Source organism: Mucilaginibacter sp., assembly GCF_025359345.1.
Taxonomy (GTDB): domain Bacteria; phylum Bacteroidota; class Bacteroidia; order Sphingobacteriales; family Sphingobacteriaceae; genus Mucilaginibacter.
In genome coordinates this window covers 295,227-316,317 of record NZ_JANYGQ010000015.1, presented here as the reverse complement: position 1 = coordinate 316,317, position 21,091 = coordinate 295,227, and the positions used below count along the sequence as shown (strand labels likewise).

Here is a 21,091-nt window from a genome sequence, read left to right as displayed (position 1 = left end):
TATGGGTATTTAGTATTTGTGAAATATGTGATATTTTTATTTATAAGGTTGTTGTCTTTAACTATCAGTTGTTACCTTTTGTAGCAGCAGGCTTTGGTAGTAGTCAACTTTATAAATATATTTATAGAAACAGGGGGCGATACGAAAGGTTAGTCGCATCCCGAACTAAGCCATTCAATATAGCTACAAATGTAGGGATCGTATTATCAATAGTTTTCATTTTTGTCTCGTTTTTAGTTACTTGTGGAATAGTTATTATTTTCACCTAAAATAAGGCTGTGCGGCAGCGGAAAAAGGAAAGGAAAATGCAAGCGGGACCAAGATATAAAATGATGGAATAAAATATGCGATTTAACATTTTATGTGATGCCGATTGGGAATCTGGAATAGACAAGGTACTAAGCGCTCTTTCGGGTTTTGGCTATAGAAGAATTTTTGACGAAAAAGATTATGGTAGCTCAATTGATGGCATTACAATAATCCTTATGTGTAAGAATCCGGAATTTAATTTTAAACAACGGATTAAACATTCTAAAAAGGAAAAGAAGGTGTACATGGATATTATGTTTGATTTGTATCAATTTAGTAAAATAGAGCAAAAGGAACGAGAGAAAATTGTCGCACAAAGGCTTATTTCCGAGGTTCCCTCTATTATTGGAAAATATAAATTCGAAGATTTTGATTTGGTAAGATTCACGGATGACTTAAAAAAGCTACTGGAAAAAAATAGATGGTTATAGAATATTGCTGGTTGTTGCATTACCTGTCGCTTTGTTTCCTGTCAGCGGGCCACAAGGCTGGAGCCTTGCTGCAGCGGAGGTCTGATATTTATTATGGATTTTTTGATTCTAAATATGGAAAATAACAAATATCTCGTTTTTGTTCTGCTTTTGTCTGCATGTGCATATAGTGCTAAAAAACTAATCATTAAAGAAATTCATACGGATAAGTTGGTGGCAACTTGGTATAGAGAAAGTTACATCAGCAATACTAGGGCTTTTGTTTCGGCCAATATTGGTGGAAAGGAAGAAATTATTCTTGATTGTCAGGATGGTCAAATAACAGATATCAATATTAAAAAGGACACTATATTTATCAGATTTTTCGGTTCACAATCTCATAACATCTATTCACGGAAGCAAATTTTTGATAAATACAGAGTTGAAATTTCGTCAGTTACATATGAGGAGTGGAATAGATACTATCATCCGGAACTATTTGATAAAAAAAGCGGGAATAAATAAGAACGAATACTATCTGTTGAGCCACAAATGATGAAATGGTGAAGTCCCGGCTGCCCCAGTGATTTTTTTGCTACCGCAAGGCTATAGCCTTGTGGTACGCGTTTAAAGTAGAATTTACATTTTTTAAATATCTGAAAATGAGCACGTTTTACAGCGTTCCGGGTGTTCCGCGTGCAAAAATGGAACGCTTCACAAGCTACCGTACGCGGTTCTTCCGCCACCGCCAACCTTGCGCAAGGCAGCGTTGGCCTATAGAGGTGGGGCACCCGCAGGCAAAATGGACAATACACCAGCCGGATATCGGTGATGCCTTATATCGGCATTAAATATTATAAAAGTGCTGACACTATTTTGTCAGTACTTTTTTCATTTTTTGTGGCGTTTTTTAATAAAAAACCGCCGTGATGAGCCGTGAATATACTTTTTACACAAAATGTGTTGGATTTTACTGTTCCACCCTGTTCCTTGTGTTTCACTGTGAACAGGAACGTTTTTGGCGATTTTTTATACAAAAAACAACCACTCACTTAATCAACCTAATCAACTAAAAATACTACCTTTGCCGTACAAGTTTTTATGAAGATTATTTCACAGATAGCTGCCAATTTTTACCATTTTCTGCAAAGGCAAATGACGAGAATGTGGTGGAAGGTGGGCACCATAATCCTGCTGTTTTACACGCTGATTGCCGGCTTTCTGCTGGGCGTCCCTGACAAGTTTATCCTTAACGAAACCATCCGCAACCTTTACTTCCACGTGCCTATGTGGATGGCCATGCTGTCGGTTTTCGTGATGTCGGTTTTTTATAGCATCAGGTATTTGGACAAAGGGCTGGAGAAGGATGACCTGGCTGCCGTAGAATGTGTTAACACCGGGATGTTTTTTTATGTGCTTGGCCTACTCACCGGTATGCTGTGGGCCAAATATACCTGGGGCGCCTACTGGAGCGGCGACCCGAAACAAAACAGCGCCGCCATTGCCTTTTTGCTGTATTGTGCCTACCTGGTATTGCGCAACTCGATAGATGAGGAGCAAAAACGCGCAAAAATATCAGCCATATACAATATTTTCGCCTTCCCGATTATGATCGTATTGATATTTGTTATCCCGAGGATGACAGATTCACTGCACCCGGGTAACGGGGGCAACCCGGCCTTTGGCCGTTATGACCTGGATGGCCGGATGAGGGCCGTTTTTTACCCGGCAATGGCCGGCTGGAGCCTGTTGGCGGTTTGGATAGCTACCCTAAGGTACCGCATCCGTTTAATTGAGTACAAAAATAATTCGCTGGATTAATGAAGAAATTACTGTTTTTAATACTGTTGACGCTAAGCAATATCGCTGTTTTTGCCCAAAACGGTACGGGCCCCGAAATGGCCGACGTGTTCCGCAGTTCTGGTAAAATTTACGTTGTAGTGGCCATTGTGGTCATAATTCTTGCAGGTATAGCCATCTATTTGTTCTCGATAGACAGGCGGTTAAGAAAAATCGAAAAAGAGAAATAGTTCAAAAAATAAGCCTATTCAATTTAAACCTGCATTTTAATGTAATATTATGCGTGCAGCCCAAATTTGGGGATAATAAATTTGCGATATTGATAAAAAATGTATCAAATTTGTGCACTTTTTTAACGATTTAATAATTATCAAACAAAATTTATGGCTACTACCAACCCGGCCGCTAATGAAGATACCCACTTTTTTGGTGACGTATGTAAAAACTTTGATTACGCAGCTCAATTTACCAAGCACGATTCCGGCCTGTTAGACCAGATTAAATCATGCAACAGTGTTTACCGTTTCCGTTTCCCTATACGCCGGGGCAATGGCTTTGAAGTAATTGATGCCTGGCGCGTTGAGCACTCGCAGCACCAGTCGCCAACCAAGGGCGGTATCCGCTACAGCGAAATGGTTAACGAAGACGAGGTTATGGCGCTTGCAGCCCTTATGACCTACAAATGCGCCATTGTGAATGTGCCGTTTGGTGGTGCTAAAGGCGGTATCAAAATAAACCCCAAAAACTACAGCTTAACCGAACTTGAAAATATTACCCGCCGATACACGGTGGAGCTCATCAAAAAGAATTTTATTGGCCCAAGTATCGACGTGCCCGCCCCTGACTATGGTTCAGGCGAGCGCGAAATGAGCTGGATCGCCGATACTTATGCCACCATGAACCCGGGTCAGCTTGATGCTATGGGCGCGGTAACCGGCAAGCCAATTGCTTTGCATGGTATAGCAGGCCGTAAAGAAGCAACCGGCAGGGGAGTAGCCATCGCCATTCGCGAATGTGTAAGTGTGGGCGAGGATATGCAGAAAATAGGCTTGCTGCCGGGCATATCGGGCAAAAAAGTAATTGTACAGGGCCTGGGTAATGTAGGTTACCATTCAGCTAAGTTTTTGGCTGAGTTTGGCGCCCTAGTGGTAGGTCTTTGCGAATTTGAAGGCGCTATTTACAACGAAGATGGACTGGATGTTGATGCAGTATTCCAGCACCGCAAGGCAACCGGATCGATACTTGGCTATGCCGGCGCTAAAAAAGAATTTAAAAATTCGATGGAAGGCCTGGAGCAACCATGCGATATTTTGGTGCCTGCAGCCTTAGAAGGCCAGATAACCCTGGCAAACGTTAAAAATATTAAAGCAAAAATTATTGCCGAAGGTGCAAACGGGCCTACTTCGCCCGAAGCCGAAGCTATATTTTATGCAAACGGCGGCTTAATTATCCCTGATATGTATGCCAATGCCGGCGGTGTAACCGTATCATACTTCGAGTGGTTAAAAAACCTTTCGCACGTGGCATTTGGCCGTATGAACCGCAGGTTTGAAGAAAACTCTAACCTTAACCTGGTAAATATGGTTGAAGGCTTAACCGGTGTGGCACTAACGCCAATGCAACGGTCGACTATTATTAAGGGAGCCTCGGAGCTTGAGTTGGTTAACTCCGGTTTGGAAGACACCATGATACGCTCGTACCACGAAATAAGGGAAACCTACAAAGCCAATCCTAAAATTGACACGCTGCGTAGTGCGGCAATGGTTGGCGCCATTAATAAAATTGCGGTATCGTACCAAAATCTTGGTATTTGGCCATAACGGATTTCGGAAGCCGTCCGCTATGTAGCGGATCGATGTCGGATTTAAAATAAAGAAAAGCCTTTTGTACTTCGGTATGAAGGGCTTTTTACTTTTAAATTGGAGAGTCAAACCGCTATTGAGGCAACCGACCTGCCAAAAATACCGTAGGTAAACATACGGGCACGGCTATATGCCAAATCATCCTTTCTTGCTGCGCGCGGTTATATTTAATATTTATGTTAAATAAGTTACATACTTTTAAAACCGGTGCTTTAGCATTAATGGTTAAAACGTTTACCTTTAATTGATTAATGGAATGGGGATGTTTAAAAAGTTAGTCGTAATATTTTTATTTATCAGCTTTAAAACATTTGCCCAAACACCAAACATCGGGTTCGAAAATGGCAATTTTGCATATTGGGATTGCTTTATCGGGCATATCGACTCCCTGGGCAAGATAGACCTTACACCTTCCGGACCCGTCAATACCCGACACACGCTACTTGGCCGGCTGTATAACGGCTCGCAGCGGGACCCTTACGGCAACTTTCCGGTAATGTGCCCCACAGGCGGCGACTATTCTGTTAAATTAGGCAACGACAGTGTACAAAAGGAAGCGGAGCGCATTTCGTATACTTTTAAGGTGCCTAATATAAAATCGTACAGTATAGTTTTTAATTATGCCGTAGTGCTTGAAAATCCTGATCACCAACCATTTCAGCAACCCAAATTTACCGCGCACGTTTTTGATGTAACCGACCATACAAGTATTGAATGCCCGGCTTTTGATTTTGCCGCATCTTCTACCTTGCCGGGTTTTAAATTATCAACGGCGGTTGGCCACAAGGGAGAGAGCATTTATTATAAAGACTGGTCGACAGCAACGATAGACCTTAGCCACTATCTTGGTAAAACCATCAGGCTTGAATTTACAACGAATGACTGTACCCGTGGGCAGCATTTTGGCTATGCTTACCTTGACATGAAAGAGGACAACGGGAACGCTATAGCAGGAAATGCTTATTGCCTGGGCCAAAGGTCGGTTACTTTATATGGACCTACAGGCTTTGCGCAATATTTTTGGTATAATAGTGATATGTCGAAACAGCTGGGAGCTGGCAAAACTTTTACCTTATCGCCGCCACCACCCGACAATACCGGCTATACCCTGGTTGCACTGCCCTATGACGGAGTAGGCTGCGTAGACACCCTGCATACCCTTGTAAATAAAATTGACGAGGGGTTTAAGTTAAAGGTACAAGATACTGTAAAAGGGTGTCCCGGGGACGGTGTTGACCTTACCCGGCCTGAAGTAACATCGGGCACCAGTCCTGAAACCACATTCGCCTATTTTACAGATTCGCTGGCAACAAGCTACGTGTACACGCCCAAGCATGTTACCGATACCGGCACCTATTACATACAAGGAATAAACAAGGAAGGCTGTATGAATATACTACCCGTGCATGTGACTATTGCCTACCCCGAAATAAATATCACTGATCCTGCGCCGGTTGATTTCCCGGTTACGGTTGACCTTACCACGACTTTTGCCCATCAAAATGATTTAAGATATAGCTACTATAGTGATGCCGGGGCCACAAAGCCTGTTTATAACTACACAGCCATAAAATATGGCGGCGTGTATTATGTAAAGGCCGAAAGTAGCTATGGCTGCCAAAAAATAGCGAAAGTTAACGTGGTGATACACCCGCCTCCGCCTTATACCATAGTAGCCCCAACTGCCTTTACGCCTAACAACGACGGTGTAAACGACAAGTTTTTGGTTACCCTGAATGGCGTAGCAACATTTACTGACGTTAAAATTTTTAACCGCTACGGGAAACTGGTATTTTCAACAAAATCGACCACGGGCTATTGGGACGGCAATTTTGGCGGTCACAGCTTGCCCACCGGGGTTTACTACTGGATACTGGACGGCTATGATGATTATAATCAGATAAGGATAAGCAAGGGGGGAAGCATAGCGCTGATACGTTAGCCGGAAGTCTGGAAAGTCCGAAAAGTTGGGAAAGTCAGTAAAGACGCTGCAAGTTTTGAGAAGCTTAATTAACTTAATCCAACTCAATCAATCTAATCAACTTCGTTTTTCTTTTTTCTTTTCGGACTTTACTGACTTTGCCGACTTTTTGGACTCAATCAAGAATGATTCTAAATAATATTAATCCCTTGTAATAAACATTATTACATTAACGTTTCGTATTTTTGTAAACCGAAATAAGAGGAGATAGACCCTAATGAAAAAAAGCGCAATATTTGGTTTGGTTGTAATTGCTATCGCGATAGCAGTTATTATCAGTACCTATTCCAGCTCAAGCACTTACGGCTCGTTTAGTGACGCTAAACAAACAACTGATGAGCTTCACGTAGTTGGTCATTTAGATAAAAGCAAGGAACTTTATTACGACGCTGCAAAGGATGCTAACTATTTTGCATTTTTTGTGAAAGACAATAAAGGTGAGGAATGTAAGGTGATATATACCGGCACCAAGCCACAGGATTTCGAGAAGTCGGAACAGATTGTGCTTACCGGCCGCATGACTGGCAAGGAATTCCATGCATCAACCATCCTGATGAAATGCCCGTCGAAGTACACCAAAGACAAAGTAGAAGTTACCGAGTTCAAGGCTAAAACAGCCGAAATATAAAATCATTTAATGGATACAGCTTTTAAAGGCGAACACCTTTTGCCCGGCCATATAGGGCAAGTGTTTGTTATTCTATCATTCGGCGCGGCATTACTATCAACCATAAGTTATTATTTTGCTACCACCAGTACCAATAAACTTGATACTTCGTGGCTAAAAATGGGGCGCATAGCCTTCTGGGCGAATTCCATATCTATTTTAGGCGTAGCAGTATTACTGTTCTACGTTATTTACAATCATTATTTCGAATATCATTACGCGTGGGCCTATACCTCGCGGTCGTTACCGGTTTACTACATCGTATCCGGATTTTGGAACGGGCAAGAAGGCGGCTTTTTGTTGTGGACGTTCTGGCAGGCGGTTTTAGGCAATATCCTGATTTGGCGCGCAAAATCGTGGGAAAGGCCGGTAATGACGGTTATTTCACTCTCACAGTTATTCCTGGCATCAATGCTATTAGGCATCGAGCTTTTTGGCGCGAGGATAGGCAGTTCGCCTTTCCTGCTTTTAAGGAATGCAGTTGAAGGGCCGATATTTTCGCGGTCTGATTATCTTACTTACATAAAGGATGGTCAGGGTATGAACCCCTTACTGCAGAATTATTGGATGGTTATCCACCCACCAACCTTGTTTTTAGGCGCGGCATCAGTAGTTGTACCATTCGCCTATGCTGTAGCCGGGCTTTGGCAAAAACGCTATAAAGAGTGGATTGCGCCTGCTATTTCGTGGGGGCTTTTTGCTTCTATGATATTGGGTGTCGGTGTAATAATGGGTTCGTTGTGGGCCTACCAGTCACTAAACTTTGGCGGCTTTTGGGCCTGGGACGCGGTTGAAAACGCATCGATTTTTCCATGGCTAACCTTAGTGGGCGGGGTGCACGTAATGATTGTTTACAAAAATACCGGGCACTCATACGTCACAGCTACAATCCTAGTGTTGGTGAGCTTTATCATGGTGCTATATTCATCATTCCTGGCAAGAAGCGGTGTACTTGGCGATACTTCAGTGCACGCGTTTACCGATTTGGGTATGTTCGGGCAATTGGTATTATATGTGGTGGTGTTCCTGGCAATTTCCGTATGGCTGGTAGTAGCCCGGTTTAAAGAGATGCCGATTACCAAAAAGGACGAAGACACTTATTCGCGCGAGTTCTGGATGTTTGTAGGTGCAATATTCCTGGCGCTTTCATGCTTCCATTTACTGTTGGTAACATCCATCCCGGTATTTAACAGGGCATTTGGTACCAAAATAGCACCACCGGTTGATTTGGTGGGGCATTATAACGTTATTCAGGCCTCGTTTGCTATGGTTATTGCAATACTTACCGGCTTTACCCAGTTTTTAAAATACAAAAAATCAGACATCACCCGCTTTTTCATAACTACTGCGGTTTACTTTGTGTTAGCGGCGCTGATAACTGCGCTGGTGGTTTATGCTACCGGCCTTTACAAATTACACTTTGTGTTTAACCTGGTAATGTTTGGGTCTATTTACTCGGTTTTGGCAAACGGCAAGGTATTGGCCGATGCGGTTAAAGGTAAGTTTAAGCTTGCAGGCTCGGCAGTGGCGCACATTGGTTTTGCGCTGATGCTGGTGGGGGCACTGATTGCTGCCGGAACACGCAAGGTGGTATCGCTTAACGAGTCGGGAGTGATCAAAATGAGTGGTTTTGATAAGGCCGAGGGTATGGGCAGTGCGCGCGAAAACGTAATGATCTATAAAAACGAGCCGGTAAAAATGGGCGACTACACGGTTACCTACCTGGGTGACTCAGTGGCAGCGCCTAACCGTTATTTTAAAGTGAATTATAAACGCCTGGATGAAACTGGTAAAGTTACAGAAGAATTTATACTAAGACCCAACGTGCTTACCAACCCGCAAATGGGTTCGGAGCCATCGCCGGTGCCTGATACCAAACATTATTTGCTGCACGATTTGTATACTCACATAACCGCTTTGCCGGTTGGTACCAATACCCAGGCTGCTGCTGCGGGGGATGCACATGGTGAAGAAAACGACGATAAAAATTACGACGAACCTGTTCCTCATCAGATTGCTGTTGGCGATACCATTCACTACAGGGACGGCGACATCATATTGAAGTCGTTAAACCGGGAAGTTAAGGTGCAGAATATTCCTATTACAGGCAATGATGTAGCCATCGGCGCAAAGCTGGAAGTGATATCGCACAACAAAAAATACGAAGCCGAGCCGGTTTATATGATAAAAAACAAAAGCGTGTTTGATTTTGCCCGCAAGGTAGAGGACGCAGGCTTGAAGCTGCGCCTTTCAAAAATTATCCCTGCCGAAAACAAGGTGGAGATAGTCGTTTATCAGCAACCGCAAAACAAAAAGCCATGGATAGTAATGCGTGCGCTTGATTTCCCTTATATCAACTTCCTATGGTCGGGTACTATTATTATGATAATAGGGTTTTTAATGTCGATAAGAAGAAGGAATAGCGAGCTGAAGACGGTATAGTATAGCCCAAGTTTAAATATCATCGTCATTGCGAGGAACGAAGCAAACTCTACGCAGGACATTCATGGATCTTAATGTTTGTGTGACCTAAATGCGGCTGATAGGTCACCACAAAGCCTTTATTTCGTTGATTTGCATATGTAGAGGTTGCTTCGTTCCTCGCAATGACGTGCTAGAGATAATATCAAATCAAAAAGTGACCTAAAAATGGGCTATTTCCTCAAAAACTCCGCAATCCTCGGATTAACTTTATCTGCCTGCTCGATATACGGTAAATGCCCGGCATCATCCACCGGAAAAAAATCAATTTTCAATACGCTACGGATAGAATCACTGAACGCAATTGGCACTGTGTGATCCTCTTTCCCCCATACCAGCAACACGGGCTTGTGCGTGCCGTTAAGGCAGGCATTGGCTGCACGACCGTTGTAATTATAATTATACATGGTTGATACCAGAGCATTCCTGAAACCTTTGTACTGCATTTGCACCCGGTATTTTGCAACCCAATCGGGGTGCCGCTGCGGGTATTTAAAATCTGCCAGTTGCCCAGTGGCACGTTCGTCGCCATGGGTAGCTTCGTGATAGTCAGTGTATAGCTTTGATTCTGATGGTTTAGCATAGGGGTAAGCCGGGTCGACTAAAACCACCTTGCTAACCAATTCCGGGTGGCTGCAAGTGAAATCCGTAACAACCTTGCCGCCGTGCGAAACGCCCGCCAAATCAACAGGGGTTTTCAGGTGCAATTGTTTTATCAATTCAGCCAGTTGATTTTGATAGAGGGCGCTGTTGTAAATTACATCGGGCCTATCTGAATAGCCACGGCCATACTGGTCATATCGCACCACTCTTAAACCCTGTTTCACCAGGTATTCAAAAGTTCCATCCCAGATAAAATAAGGTACGCTAAAACCATGTACCAATATCACTACCTGTCCGGTGTCGGGCCCTGCTAATTCATAGTGGGTAACGCCCTGGCTTAGTTTTATGTATTGGCCTGTAGTTCCTTTCCTTTCTTCATCTGTCAGCTCTTTTTTTCCATGTCGCTTTTTTTGTACATAATCAAAAAGTAAATACTTGTTAATATGGCTAAAAATAAGATGGTAGTAAAGATGACTTTAAGTAATTTCATGCCCTGGTTAATTGGATAATATAAACGTTTCTGAAAACTTAAAAATAGGGGAAATATTTGTGTTATCGCTACCTATAATTTACAATATATGCGCATAAGTATAATAGGTTCGGGGAATGTTGCCACACACCTTGCGGCTGCTTTTAAAAACGCAGGTCGCCGCATTGTGCAGGTTTACAGTCCCAATATGCAAAACGCGGCACTGCTTGCCTACCACTTAGGCGCCGAAGCGATTGATGATTTAAGCCATGTTAGCCCGGAGACCGATATCTTTATAATTTCGGTTAAGGATGATGTCATCGGCTCAATTGCCGAAACGTTGGCGAAGCACAAGAGGCTGATAGCCCACACTTCCGGTGCTACTGATTTGCGGACATTATTGAATTTTACCTCCAAAGCAGGCGTTTTTTATCCGTTGCAAACCCTTAGTAAAAATAAGGAAGTTGATTTTTTAACGGTGCCCCTTTGCATAGAGGGAGCGGATGAAAGCATAACCACCCTATTGATTGACCTTGCGCGAACCGTAAGCAATAACGTTTACCGGGTAAGCTCGACACAGCGCAAAATATTACACCTGGCTGCCGTGTTTGCATGTAATTTCCCCAACTACCTTTATAATATAGCACAGCAATTACTGGCAGAAAATGAAATGGGTTTTGAAATGTTGCGGCCATTGATTTTAGAAACAGCCCAAAAAGTACAAACCCACCTGCCAGCGGAGGTGCAAACCGGCCCAGCTATCCGCAATGATGAAAACACCATGGCGGCACACTTGCAAATGCTTGATATAAAGCCGGACTTAAAGACTATTTATGAGTTGTTAAGTCAGGATATTATCAAAAACAACAATACGGGGCACGGGCACGGGTAATTTTGTTACTTTTGCTGAAATGAACATTTTTAAAGTTAAGATAAGCTTTGAGGAGAAGGGTATGGACAGTGTTGAATTACCCATTGCCGAAGGTGAATCTGTTTTGGACGTCTGCCTGGAAAATGGCATTGAGCTGCAGCACAATTGCGGCGGGGTATGCGGATGCAGCACCTGCCACGTATATGTAAACAAGGGTATGGATAATATCCAGGAGATATCTGACAAAGAAGAAGATTTTATCGACAGGGCGGTTAACCCGCGCATCAACTCGCGTTTGGGCTGCCAGTGTGTTATTGTTGACGGCGACATAGAGATTACATTGCCGGATCAAAACCAATTCCTGGGGCATTAGTAGCATTTATACCTATTATAACTATATTCAACAAATGAACGACGAAAAGTTTAGCCTGCCGATACACTGGAAAGATCACGAAGACATTGCTATCGAGCTTTATGAAAAGTTTGGTGACGACTTTGGCGAATCGAAAATATACCGCATCCGTTTTACTGATTTACTGGAGTGGGTGCTGAGCCTGCCCAACTTTGCCGGTACCCGCGAAGAATCTAACGAAGGGCACCTGGAGCAAATCCAGTCGGCCTGGGTATATGAGTGGAGAGATAATCAGTAATTGCAGTTGGCAGTGGTGAGTTGTGGTCATCGGTGAAATCATTCAACAATCGGTGAAATCAAAAAAATATAATTAGTGGAATCATTTTTATCCAAGCTTAAAGAAATAACTACGTTTGTTTTTGACGTTGACGGCGTACTTACCGATGGCTCTGTTTTTGTTACAGACGATGGTTTGCAAAGCCGGGCTTTTAACATTAAGGATGGCTATGCGCTACAACTGGCGGTAAAGTGCGGATACAATGTTGTTACTGTATCGGGCAGCCGCTCAAAGGCGCAGATGCACCGTTTAAACAGCCTGGGTGTACGGGATGTTTACATGGGTATACACACCAAAATTACCAAACTGAAGATATACCTTGAAGAAAAGGCCATTAGTCCCGAAAATGTGCTGTATATGGGTGATGATATTCCCGACCTGGAAGCTATGAAATACGTTGGCCTGCCTGTTTGTCCTGCCGATGCGGTGGAAGAAATAAAGGCCATCAGTAAATATGTTTCGCCCTTTGTTGGCGGTAAAGGCTGCGCCCGTGATGTTATTGAAAAGGTATTGAAAATTCAGGATAAGTGGATGACCGAAGAGGCGTATAGCTGGTGAGTTCATGGGTTATGGTTCATAGTTCATGGTAGAAGAGAACCAAGAGCCAAGAACCAAGAATCACCACGAAACCACCTGTGATAATTGCAGCGGCTATGAACCATGAACTATCAACTATGAACTACAATATTATCCTCGCATCAAAATCACCACGCAGGCAGGAACTGTTACGACTGATGGATATAGAATTCAGGATGGTGCTGAAGGATGTGGATGAATCGTACCCGGATAGTTTAACGCCCGAAGAAGTGGCAGTTTATATCGCCACAAAAAAAGCGGAGGCATTTGATGAAACGGTTGGCGAAGAGATTGTGCTTACCGCTGATACCATTGTTTGCATTGATGACCTGATTTTAGGTAAACCGGAAGATGCAGCGCACGCTGTTGAAATGCTTCAATTGCTTTCAGGCAGGATGCACCGGGTGATTACCGGGGTTTGCCTGCTGTATAAACACCAATACCATAGTTTTTACGATGTTTCTGAAGTGTACTTTGGAAAGCTTACGGCTGAGGAAATTATCAATTACGTTGATAAATACAAACCCTTCGACAAGGCTGGGTCATACGGTATACAGGAACGTATTGGTTTGATCGGAATTGAGCGAATAAATGGCTCGTATACCAATGTGGTCGGGCTGCCTACGGAAAAGCTGTATCGCGAATTGGAAAAATTATAGAGACGCGATCCTTCGCGTCTCTATAATCCTCATTTTACCATCATCGTATTATTCTTCCTGTTAATATCCGGCAAAGCGGCATCAGGGTCTACTGTTACGCTTTCCACTTCGGTTGTTGTCGGCAGGGTAAAGGTTATGGCTTTGTTTTGCAGCCAGGTTTCAACCGGGAAATAGGTACGCTGTTTGGTGCCATCTTTTAATTTAACTTCAACTGTAAACGGCATAGCCATAGCCTCTTTATTAGCTACAGTTATTTGCAGGCCGTTTTTAGGGTCTTTATTGACATATTTTGCATCTACCAGTACGATATCAAGCGACCAGTTATTATAGAACCACCCTTTCCAGAACCAGGACAAATCCTCGCCTGCACCGTTATCCATCGACCTGAAAAAATCATCGGGCTGCGGGTGTTTGTAAGCCCATTTGTTGATGTAGTTTTTAAATGCATAATCGAACCTGTTTTTACCAAGGATTTGTTCACGCAATAATACCAGGCCAAAAGCAGGTTTAAAATATACCAGCGGGTGGCGGTATTTTTCGGGGATAGCATCGGCAGCCGTCATTATCGACGGCGCGTTAGGATCCTGTATTATTGGGATGATCTCATCTGCGGGATTGCCGCCGCCGGGGGCATATTCGCCATCGCGTTTGGGGGCGTATTCCCCTTTATTAAAATTGTCAGAGGCGTAAATGTCAATAAAGGTGTTAAAGCCTTCATCCATCCAGCCAAAACGGCGTTCGTCGCTGCCTACGATCATCGGGAACCAGTTGTGGCCAATCTCATGAGCAGTAACCCAATACAACTCCTTGCCTTTATCAGTAATGCCATCAAACACAATACCGGGGTACTCCATACCGCCTGCTATGCCTGCCTCGTTAACAGCGCATGGCCATGGGTAAACAAACCATTTTTCCGAGAAGTATTCTATCGATTTTTTGAGGTACTCTGTCGCCCGGCCCCACGCGCCTTCACCGGCGCTTTCAACCGGGTAAACCGACATGGCCAGCGATTTTTTACCACCCGGCAAATTAACCCTGGCTGCATCCCAAACGTAGGCCGACGAAGCGCCAAAAGCAACATCGCGGGTGTTCAGCATTTTAAAGTGCCAGGTAAGATTGCCTTTGGCTGTTGGGCGCGATGACGGGCTGGTTACCTCGTTTACATCGCGTATTATTATGGTTTTGTCGCTATTACGGGCTGCATCCAACCTGGTGTTTTGTTGCGCAGTTAGCACTTCTTTGGGATTAAGCAACTCGCCCGAACCCGCAACGATCATATTAGCCGGCACGGTTACTTTATAGTCGATATCGCCATATTCCAAATAAAACTCACCGCTGCCTAAAAACGGCAGGGTATCCCAGCCGCGGGTGTCGTCATAAACGCACATGCGGGGGAACCACTGGGCAATTTCGTAAATTTTGCCGTTTTTGGTTTGTACGTAATCGGTGCGGTTGCCAAAATTACCGGGGAGTGTGTATTTGTATTTAATAATTAAACTGATGCCGCCGCCATGTGGCATAATAGCCTTTGGCAGGCGTACCTGCATGCGGGTATCAGTAATTTCAAACTCAACCTTTTTTTGTACATCGCCATTATTGATAAAAACCGATTCTATGTTATATCCATCAGTATGTTGGTTGGGGCCGGGATAAAAGCCCGTTGAAAAGTTGGAGCGGGCCGTTTTTTTGTAGGTATTCTGGTCAAGCTGCAGCCACAGGTATTGCAACGCATCAGGGCTGTTATTGATGTAATCGAGTTTTTCGGTAGCTGTTAAGGTTTTGGCCGTTGTATCGATGGTTGCATCAATAGTATAGTTTACATGGTTTTGCCAGTATTTAATGCCGGGTTCACCATTGGCTGCATGCACCTCGTTGCCTTTTTCGCTGTAAAAAAGCGGTGAAAAAAGTTCGGATGGCTGGTAATTGGTGCTGATGGTATCGTTGCTGTTATTGCCGCGGCGCCTGCGCTGCGCGTCGGCCGAAATAACTAAAAGCAAAAGAACGGCGGTGCCGATAAATTTCAGTTTCATGGGGAGGTCAGTTTGTGTTGCAATATACAAAGGATAGGGGTAAAAATTGGCAGCTGCAACGACGCTAAATTTTTTTTTAATGATTTATGGAATAGTGCGGATGTGTGCATCATTATGGAAACTGTTTCGACATGACCAAAATCAAACACCTTAACATTCCCCAGCCCTGCACACAGGATTGGAACCGTATGACCGCCACAGACAGCGGCCGCCACTGCCAAAGCTGCTGTAAAATTGTTGTTGATTTTACACGGATGAGTAACGATGAAATCATCGGCTACCTTTCAGCTAACCACCATGTTTGCGCCAGGATTGGAGCGCAGCAGATCGATAGCGTGAATATGCAACTGGTTAGCCGGCAACCCCAGAATAAGGGTGGCTGGGCTAAGTGGGTGGTGGCAGCTTCATTATTTATGAGCACGGCTTATAGCAGGGCAAATGCGCAAAGTATAACACCTTCTATTGAGCAAATCAATGGCAATAATCCGCATGCAGAAAGTTTTCCTTTAGGGAAAATTGCGATGCCCGATTCAGCCAAATACCAGGTTATTACCGGAACAGTAACCGACCTTAACCACGAACCGCTGCCAGGTGCTACAATAAAAGTGAATGGTGGAAATGTCGGCACCCAAACCGATACTGACGGAAACTTTCGACTTCGGGTGCCATTATCAACTAAACAGGTTAAAGTTAGTTTTATAGGATTCGAGAGCACAGTCATAGAAATAAAGAAAGCAGGTAAGGTTTTAAAAGTAAGACTAAAGGAAAATACAACAATGCTTGGCGGCATGGGAGTTACCAGGACTTCTTCACTCAAACAACTGTATGCTGGTCTTGTGCAGCGTTTATCATTGGGCAAATTGAACAGGGAGGTATGAATATGATTACGAGTATCAGCATACCTGAACCCTGCAGTCAGCAATGGCAGGTAATGACACCTGTTGGTGGTGGCCGGCATTGTGAAAGTTGCTGTAAAACAGTTATTGATTTTACAAAGATGACCGACTCTGAAATAATAAACTACTTCGCTACAAAAAGTAATACCTGTGGCAGGTTTACCAGCGACCAGTTGCCCCGGATAAATCAGTCATTCATAATATCTGAGCCACGCGGTAAATTTTGGAAATACCTCGGAATAGCGGCGTTTATTGCCGGGCTTTTTTCGACGGTGAAAGCTGATGCCCAAGTACAGAAATCACCATTCCCCCGCCACCACGTAAAGCATTTAAATATTCAGAAAGATACGCTAACACATTCATTGAGAATCGCTTCCCTTGATGCCAAACCAATAATAGTGAATGAAATCAAAATAGATGCGACTATTAAACCTGTAGAATTAAAAGATTCCGCCATAAATATTGAACAGCCATTAGTGGCAACATTGGTGGGAGGCGTACAAGTTGATGGTAATGTTGTCGAAGATTGGCGAAATTCTTATATGTTATGGCGGGTTTTGTTCAAGTATTAATCTCTGTTAAACCTAAATGAAATTAATTAAAAGCATCAGCATCCCAGAACCCTGCAGCCAACAATGGCAGCAAATGACACCTGTTGACCATGGCCGGCATTGTGAAAATTGCTGTAAAACAGTTGTTGATTTTACGGCAATGGCCGACATGGAGCTAATAAATTATTTCACCATAAAAAATAATGTTTGTGGCAGGTTTAATGAACCACAGCTGAACCGGGTTAATTTGCGATTAGACAGGCAGGATACAAAACCCAAACCCGGTTGGAAAAAGTGGGTAATGACCACGGCTTTGTTGGGTTCAACGGTATTTTATAAAGTACACGGGCAAACCACTCCCGTTAATGCAAAGATAGACCAGAGTCCATCAGGGAGTTATCAAGCTAGTACTACTAAAGGAAAGAGCACTGCTGTCAAAGGATATGAAAGAGAAATTAAAGGCCGGATTATTGACGACATCTGTATGCCACTAAGGGGAGCAACTGTGAGAGTTGTGGGCACAAATATAGCTCTCTCAACTGATACAAACGGCAGGTTTAAGTTCCATGCACCAATAGCAGCCAAACAATTTACAGTAAGCTTTGTCGGTTTTGAAACTAAAACCGTAGATATTGATAGTTTACAAACTGGTGTTCACGAAGTGAAACTGACACCGCAAGTTGTATCAATGAATGATGTAGTGGTAATACCGGGGTACGCTGCTCAGCATCGCACAGATGTAGTGGGTAGACTATTTGTGGTTATAACAACACGACACTGCTGGTTGTGGCGCATGTATTACAAATACATCAGGACGCCAATCCATAATATATTTTATTGGTTTTAAAACAAGTTAACCCATCATCTCCGCCAAAACCCCTTCCTTTAACGAGTTTGCCGACATGGCAATTTCATCAACGCCAAGTTTTTCGATAATAAACCGTGCTAATATTGAGGCGGTAACAATCATATCAACCCTAACAGGGATAATGTTTGGGTTACTTAGCCGCTGCTGGTGGGCTGATAAAACAAGGCTTTCAATCACCGATAGCAGAGTGGTCTTGTCAAATGTGTAATATCTTGTTTTTTTTAGGTCGAAGGAATGCCCCTTGCTTGTTTCGATAATTGCTGCGTACGATTCGAACACGCCCGATGAGCCGATAATGTTATGGATTTTATACTTTGCCGCAGCTGTAAAAAGATCAGCCAGTACATCCTGTAAATAAAAGTTCAATGCGGTTATTGACTCGGGTGGAATAGGGTCGTGCCGGTGGAAGCTGTCCATCAAGCGGGCGGCACCTATTTCAAAGCTTTGCTTCCATTTAATTTCTTCGTTATTACAAATGATAAATTCAACGCTGCCGCCACCGATATCGACTATTACAGTATTCTGTTCTGATAGGCCACCGCCAGCACGTACACCTTTGTAAATGTAAACGGCTTCGGCATTGCCGTCAATAATCTCAATAGCTATACCCGTTTTGTTTTTTACCTGCTCAATAAACTCCTGCCCGTTTGATGCATTGCGCAGCGCCGAGGTAGCAATTGCCCTGACCTGCTGTACTTTATTATCGGTAATCAGCTGCCGGTAACGCTGCATGCACGCAATACCGCGTTCGAACGCCGCTGGTTGGATATAGCCTTTATTTATTCCGCCTTCGCCGAGCTTAACAGCTTGCTGTTCATGTACAATTTCTGTGAAATCGGTGCCGGTACCTTTTGCAATGAGCAGGTGAAAGGTGTTGGTGCCAAGGTCCATAACGGCTATGGGTGTATTCATGCATCTAAAATAAAAAATCCCTTAAATTGTTTAACACTTAAGGGATTTATATCGAAAAATTGTTCCCCCTTTAGGGGGTTAGGGGGCTCTACTCTTTATAGAAAAACCATTTCACCAGTTCTTTGTAGCTTGCCTTTTTACCATACATTAATATCCCAACACGGTAAATGCGGGCAGCAATGTAAGTGGTGAACAAAAAGCCCAGTACCAGTAAAGCCATTGACAAGTATATTTGCCAGTCGGGAGGGCCAAACGGCATCCGCAACATCATGGCTACCGGCGACGTGAATGGAATAATAGATAGCCAAACAGCCAGTGGACTATCAGGCGCCCGGAACAAAATAGTTACCGACAGCATGTAGGTAAACAATAACGGCAGCGTAATTGGGAACATAAACTGCTGTGTTTCTGTCTCACTATCAACTGCTGAACCAACTGCTGCAAACAACGCGCTGTAAAGAAGGTAGCCGGCGAGGAAATAGAATATAAAGCAGAACAAAACCTTGCCAACAGGGATGGTTTGCAGTACAGCAAGCGCACTCATCATACCACCCGATGATGAAGGGGAATGACCGAGTATTTTGGTTGAGATAACTGATAGTATTATCCACGCGCTAAACTGCGTGAGCCCCACCAGTCCTACACCTATAATTTTGCCAAGCATTAACTGAAAAGGCTTTACCGATGATATAATAACTTCGATAATACGGCTGGTCTTTTCCTCAATTACACCGCGCATAACCTGCGCACCATAAATAAATAACGCCAGGTAAATTAATATGGCGCAGGCTATACCAACGCCGATATTGGCTCCTAAACTGGTCTTTTTATCGCCTGTTTCGGTTATTTCAACCGCGCTAAGCGATATGTTACTTTTTATTGAGCGAAGAATTGCGGTATCGATATGGTTTTTTAACATGCCATTGTTCATGGCGATATTGTTCATTTCGGCCTCAACCTTTTCAATAATGGTAATGCCGGGTTTCTTTTTGGAAGATATTTTAACTGCATCATTTTTAGTGTAATCAGCGGGTATCTGCAGGGCAGATATGTTTTCGTTCTTCAAAAGTTCAGCCTTCACCTCAGCGTACGATTGTTTGGTGTATTCAAATTCCAGGTTTCTCTGATTTTTAAATTTGCCGGCAAATTGCCCGCTTTCGTCAATCACTTTAACAACTTGTTTCTCGCCCAGTTCGTTGCTGTCCTTGGCCACCAATGCAATAACCGCGCCCATGGCTAAAATCAGCAAGGGCACTACAAATATCATTACGATAAACGATTTTTTCCTTACCCTGGTAAGGTATTCGCGCTGTATAATTAACAAAACTTTGTTCATGGCTTAGCGGATTAGGTTTACTTGTTCAATAAAAATTTCGTTCATACTCGGTATTACTTCCTGCAGCATATTGATGTGCACTTTTGGCAACAGGTATTGCAGTACATCGTTCGAGGTGCTGTTTTCGGCAATTTTAATTTTGATGGTATTGTCGTTGTCGCTTCCCTCTTTCGCTTCCACAACTTCGAACGGTTGTTTCCCGTCAAAGGTCAAAGCCGTACCGTTATATTCTACCAGGTAGGTTGCGTTGCGATAGCTGTTGCGGATGCTCTTAACTGTCCCGTCCAATATTTTATGCGATTTATGTATCAGCGCAATCGAATCGCACAATTCCTCAACCGATTCCATACGGTGGGTTGAGAACAGGATGGTTGCACCTTTTTTATTTAGAGCGAGTATTTCGTCCTTAATTATCTCGGCGTTAACCGGGTCGAAACCGCTGAATGGTTCGTCGAGGATAATAAGGTCCGGCTCGTGTAATACGGTCGCTACAAACTGGGCCTTTTGCTGCATGCCTTTTGATAGTTCTTCGATCTTCTTTTTCCACCAGGTTTCCATCCCCAGCCTTTCGAACCATATTTTGAGGCGGCGCACGGCTTCATCACGGCTAAGGCCTTTAAGGCGGGCCAGGTAAATCATCTGTTCGCCAATCTCCATTTTTTTATAGAGGCCGCGCTCTTCAGGCAGGTAGCCTATGCGGTTAATATGCGATTGGTTGAGCTTTTCGCCATCAAAAAAGACTTCGCCGCTGTCGGGCGCTGTAATTTGGTTGATGATGCGGATAAGGGAGGTTTTGCCGGCACCGTTTGGCCCCAGCAGACCGAAAACCTGGCCGCTTTTAACCTCGAGGCTTACATCGCTCAGCGCCCTGTGACCGGCGTATTGTTTTACAATATTGCGGATGCTTAACATATGGGAAAGGTTTGTTTAGTTAATAATTATGGTTAAGATACGGGTTTATTTAAAATGTTACACGATTTATGGATTTACAGGATTTACAGGATTATTTGTAAATGCGTCTATGATGTTACGATTTGCAGGATCGAACGCCTATTGTTTCGGATGTTAATTGTTGATACCTTTAACAATATGCTGTATTAAACTTAATCAACTCAATCTAA

General features: G+C 43.6%; 22 protein-coding genes. 17 read left to right on the top strand and 5 right to left on the bottom strand.

Going from position 1 to position 21,091, the window contains the following annotated elements; all coding sequences use genetic code 11:
* Positions 1–344 precede the first annotated feature (344 nt).
* From Q0R52_RS09120 to ccsA, 9 genes are all read left to right on the top strand, one after another.
* On the top strand, positions 345–740 hold the full coding sequence (locus Q0R52_RS09120; protein WP_295794145.1) for a hypothetical protein: 396 nt from the start codon (positions 345–347) through the stop codon (positions 738–740).
* 114 nt (positions 741–854) lie between these two features.
* Positions 855–1,244 carry a hypothetical protein gene (locus tag Q0R52_RS09115; protein ID WP_295794143.1) on the top strand — a complete coding sequence of 130 codons (390 nt, stop codon included), beginning with the start codon at positions 855–857 and terminating at the stop codon, positions 1,242–1,244.
* 137 nt (positions 1,245–1,381) lie between these two features.
* Positions 1,382–1,570 (top strand): hypothetical protein, encoded by a 189-nt coding sequence (locus tag Q0R52_RS09110; RefSeq protein ID WP_295794141.1) that lies wholly within the window; start codon positions 1,382–1,384, stop codon positions 1,568–1,570.
* 250 nt (positions 1,571–1,820) lie between these two features.
* Positions 1,821–2,540, top strand: a complete 720-nt coding sequence (locus Q0R52_RS09105) for a cytochrome c biogenesis protein (RefSeq protein ID WP_295794140.1) — start codon at positions 1,821–1,823, stop codon at positions 2,538–2,540.
* Positions 2,540–2,749: a CcmD family protein gene (locus tag Q0R52_RS09100; protein ID WP_295794138.1), complete on the top strand. Its 210-nt coding sequence runs from the start codon at positions 2,540–2,542 to the stop codon at positions 2,747–2,749. The genes Q0R52_RS09105 and Q0R52_RS09100 overlap by 1 nt, the downstream gene beginning before the upstream one ends.
* 153 nt (positions 2,750–2,902) lie before the next feature.
* Positions 2,903–4,339: a Glu/Leu/Phe/Val dehydrogenase gene (locus tag Q0R52_RS09095; protein ID WP_295794135.1), complete on the top strand. Its 1,437-nt coding sequence runs from the start codon at positions 2,903–2,905 to the stop codon at positions 4,337–4,339.
* 304 nt (positions 4,340–4,643) lie between these two features.
* The gene (locus Q0R52_RS09090) at positions 4,644–6,323 is read left to right on the top strand and encodes a gliding motility-associated C-terminal domain-containing protein (protein ID WP_295794133.1); all 1,680 of its coding nucleotides are present in this window, start codon (positions 4,644–4,646) and stop codon (positions 6,321–6,323) included.
* A gap of 256 nt (positions 6,324–6,579) precedes the next feature.
* Positions 6,580–6,990, top strand: coding sequence for a cytochrome c maturation protein CcmE (locus Q0R52_RS09085; protein ID WP_295794132.1), 411 nt, complete (start codon positions 6,580–6,582; stop codon positions 6,988–6,990).
* A 9-nt stretch (positions 6,991–6,999) separates the two neighbouring features.
* Positions 7,000–9,471: a cytochrome c biogenesis protein CcsA gene (ccsA, locus tag Q0R52_RS09080; protein WP_295794129.1), complete on the top strand. Its 2,472-nt coding sequence runs from the start codon at positions 7,000–7,002 to the stop codon at positions 9,469–9,471.
* Positions 9,472–9,683: 212 nt separating this feature from the next.
* Here the strand turns inward: ccsA and Q0R52_RS09075 are convergent, their stop codons facing one another.
* Entirely contained in the window at positions 9,684–10,400 is a 717-nt protein-coding gene (locus Q0R52_RS09075) for an alpha/beta hydrolase (RefSeq protein WP_295794127.1), read from the bottom strand.
* A gap of 291 nt (positions 10,401–10,691) precedes the next feature.
* On the opposite strand from Q0R52_RS09075, the gene Q0R52_RS09070 reads away from it, so the two are divergent.
* From Q0R52_RS09070 to Q0R52_RS09050, 5 genes are all read left to right on the top strand, one after another.
* A complete protein-coding gene (locus Q0R52_RS09070) occupies positions 10,692–11,474 on the top strand; it encodes a Rossmann-like and DUF2520 domain-containing protein (protein WP_295794125.1) in 783 nt (260 codons plus the stop codon).
* 19 nt (positions 11,475–11,493) lie between these two features.
* Positions 11,494–11,826: a 2Fe-2S iron-sulfur cluster-binding protein gene (locus Q0R52_RS09065; protein ID WP_252792375.1), complete on the top strand. Its 333-nt coding sequence runs from the start codon at positions 11,494–11,496 to the stop codon at positions 11,824–11,826.
* Positions 11,827–11,860: 34 nt separating this feature from the next.
* Positions 11,861–12,103 (top strand): Fe-S cluster assembly protein IscX, encoded by a 243-nt coding sequence (gene iscX / locus Q0R52_RS09060; RefSeq protein WP_252792374.1) that lies wholly within the window; start codon positions 11,861–11,863, stop codon positions 12,101–12,103.
* A 75-nt stretch (positions 12,104–12,178) separates the two neighbouring features.
* Positions 12,179–12,700: an HAD hydrolase family protein gene (locus Q0R52_RS09055; RefSeq protein ID WP_252792373.1), complete on the top strand. Its 522-nt coding sequence runs from the start codon at positions 12,179–12,181 to the stop codon at positions 12,698–12,700.
* 95 nt (positions 12,701–12,795) lie between these two features.
* On the top strand, positions 12,796–13,377 hold the full coding sequence (locus Q0R52_RS09050) for a Maf family nucleotide pyrophosphatase (protein WP_295794121.1): 582 nt from the start codon (positions 12,796–12,798) through the stop codon (positions 13,375–13,377).
* Positions 13,378–13,406: 29 nt separating this feature from the next.
* Here the strand turns inward: Q0R52_RS09050 and Q0R52_RS09045 are convergent, their stop codons facing one another.
* A complete protein-coding gene (locus Q0R52_RS09045) occupies positions 13,407–15,407 on the bottom strand; it encodes a M1 family metallopeptidase (protein WP_295794120.1) in 2,001 nt (666 codons plus the stop codon).
* A 131-nt stretch (positions 15,408–15,538) separates the two neighbouring features.
* Here Q0R52_RS09045 and Q0R52_RS09040 point away from each other — a divergent pair, with 131 nt between their 5' ends.
* The 3 genes from Q0R52_RS09040 to Q0R52_RS09030 are packed head-to-tail and all read left to right on the top strand — an operon-like array spanning position 15,539 to position 17,701.
* Positions 15,539–16,285, top strand: a complete 747-nt coding sequence (locus Q0R52_RS09040) for a carboxypeptidase-like regulatory domain-containing protein (protein WP_295794118.1) — start codon at positions 15,539–15,541, stop codon at positions 16,283–16,285.
* Positions 16,282–16,875 (top strand): hypothetical protein, encoded by a 594-nt coding sequence (locus Q0R52_RS09035; protein WP_295794116.1) that lies wholly within the window; start codon positions 16,282–16,284, stop codon positions 16,873–16,875. The genes Q0R52_RS09040 and Q0R52_RS09035 overlap by 4 nt, the downstream gene beginning before the upstream one ends.
* Before the next feature lie 16 nt (positions 16,876–16,891).
* Positions 16,892–17,701, top strand: a complete 810-nt coding sequence (locus Q0R52_RS09030) for a carboxypeptidase-like regulatory domain-containing protein (RefSeq protein ID WP_295794115.1) — start codon at positions 16,892–16,894, stop codon at positions 17,699–17,701.
* A 6-nt stretch (positions 17,702–17,707) separates the two neighbouring features.
* Here the strand turns inward: Q0R52_RS09030 and Q0R52_RS09025 are convergent, their stop codons facing one another.
* The 3 genes from Q0R52_RS09025 to Q0R52_RS09015 form a co-directional block, all read right to left on the bottom strand.
* On the bottom strand, positions 17,708–18,634 hold the full coding sequence (locus Q0R52_RS09025; RefSeq protein ID WP_295794112.1) for an exopolyphosphatase: 927 nt from the start codon (positions 18,632–18,634) through the stop codon (positions 17,708–17,710).
* An 88-nt stretch (positions 18,635–18,722) separates the two neighbouring features.
* Positions 18,723–19,970: an ABC transporter permease gene (locus Q0R52_RS09020; RefSeq protein ID WP_295794111.1), complete on the bottom strand. Its 1,248-nt coding sequence runs from the start codon at positions 19,968–19,970 to the stop codon at positions 18,723–18,725.
* Positions 19,971–19,973: 3 nt separating this feature from the next.
* The gene (locus Q0R52_RS09015) at positions 19,974–20,882 is read right to left on the bottom strand and encodes an ATP-binding cassette domain-containing protein (RefSeq protein ID WP_295794109.1); all 909 of its coding nucleotides are present in this window, start codon (positions 20,880–20,882) and stop codon (positions 19,974–19,976) included.
* Positions 20,883–21,091: the final 209 nt, after the last annotated feature.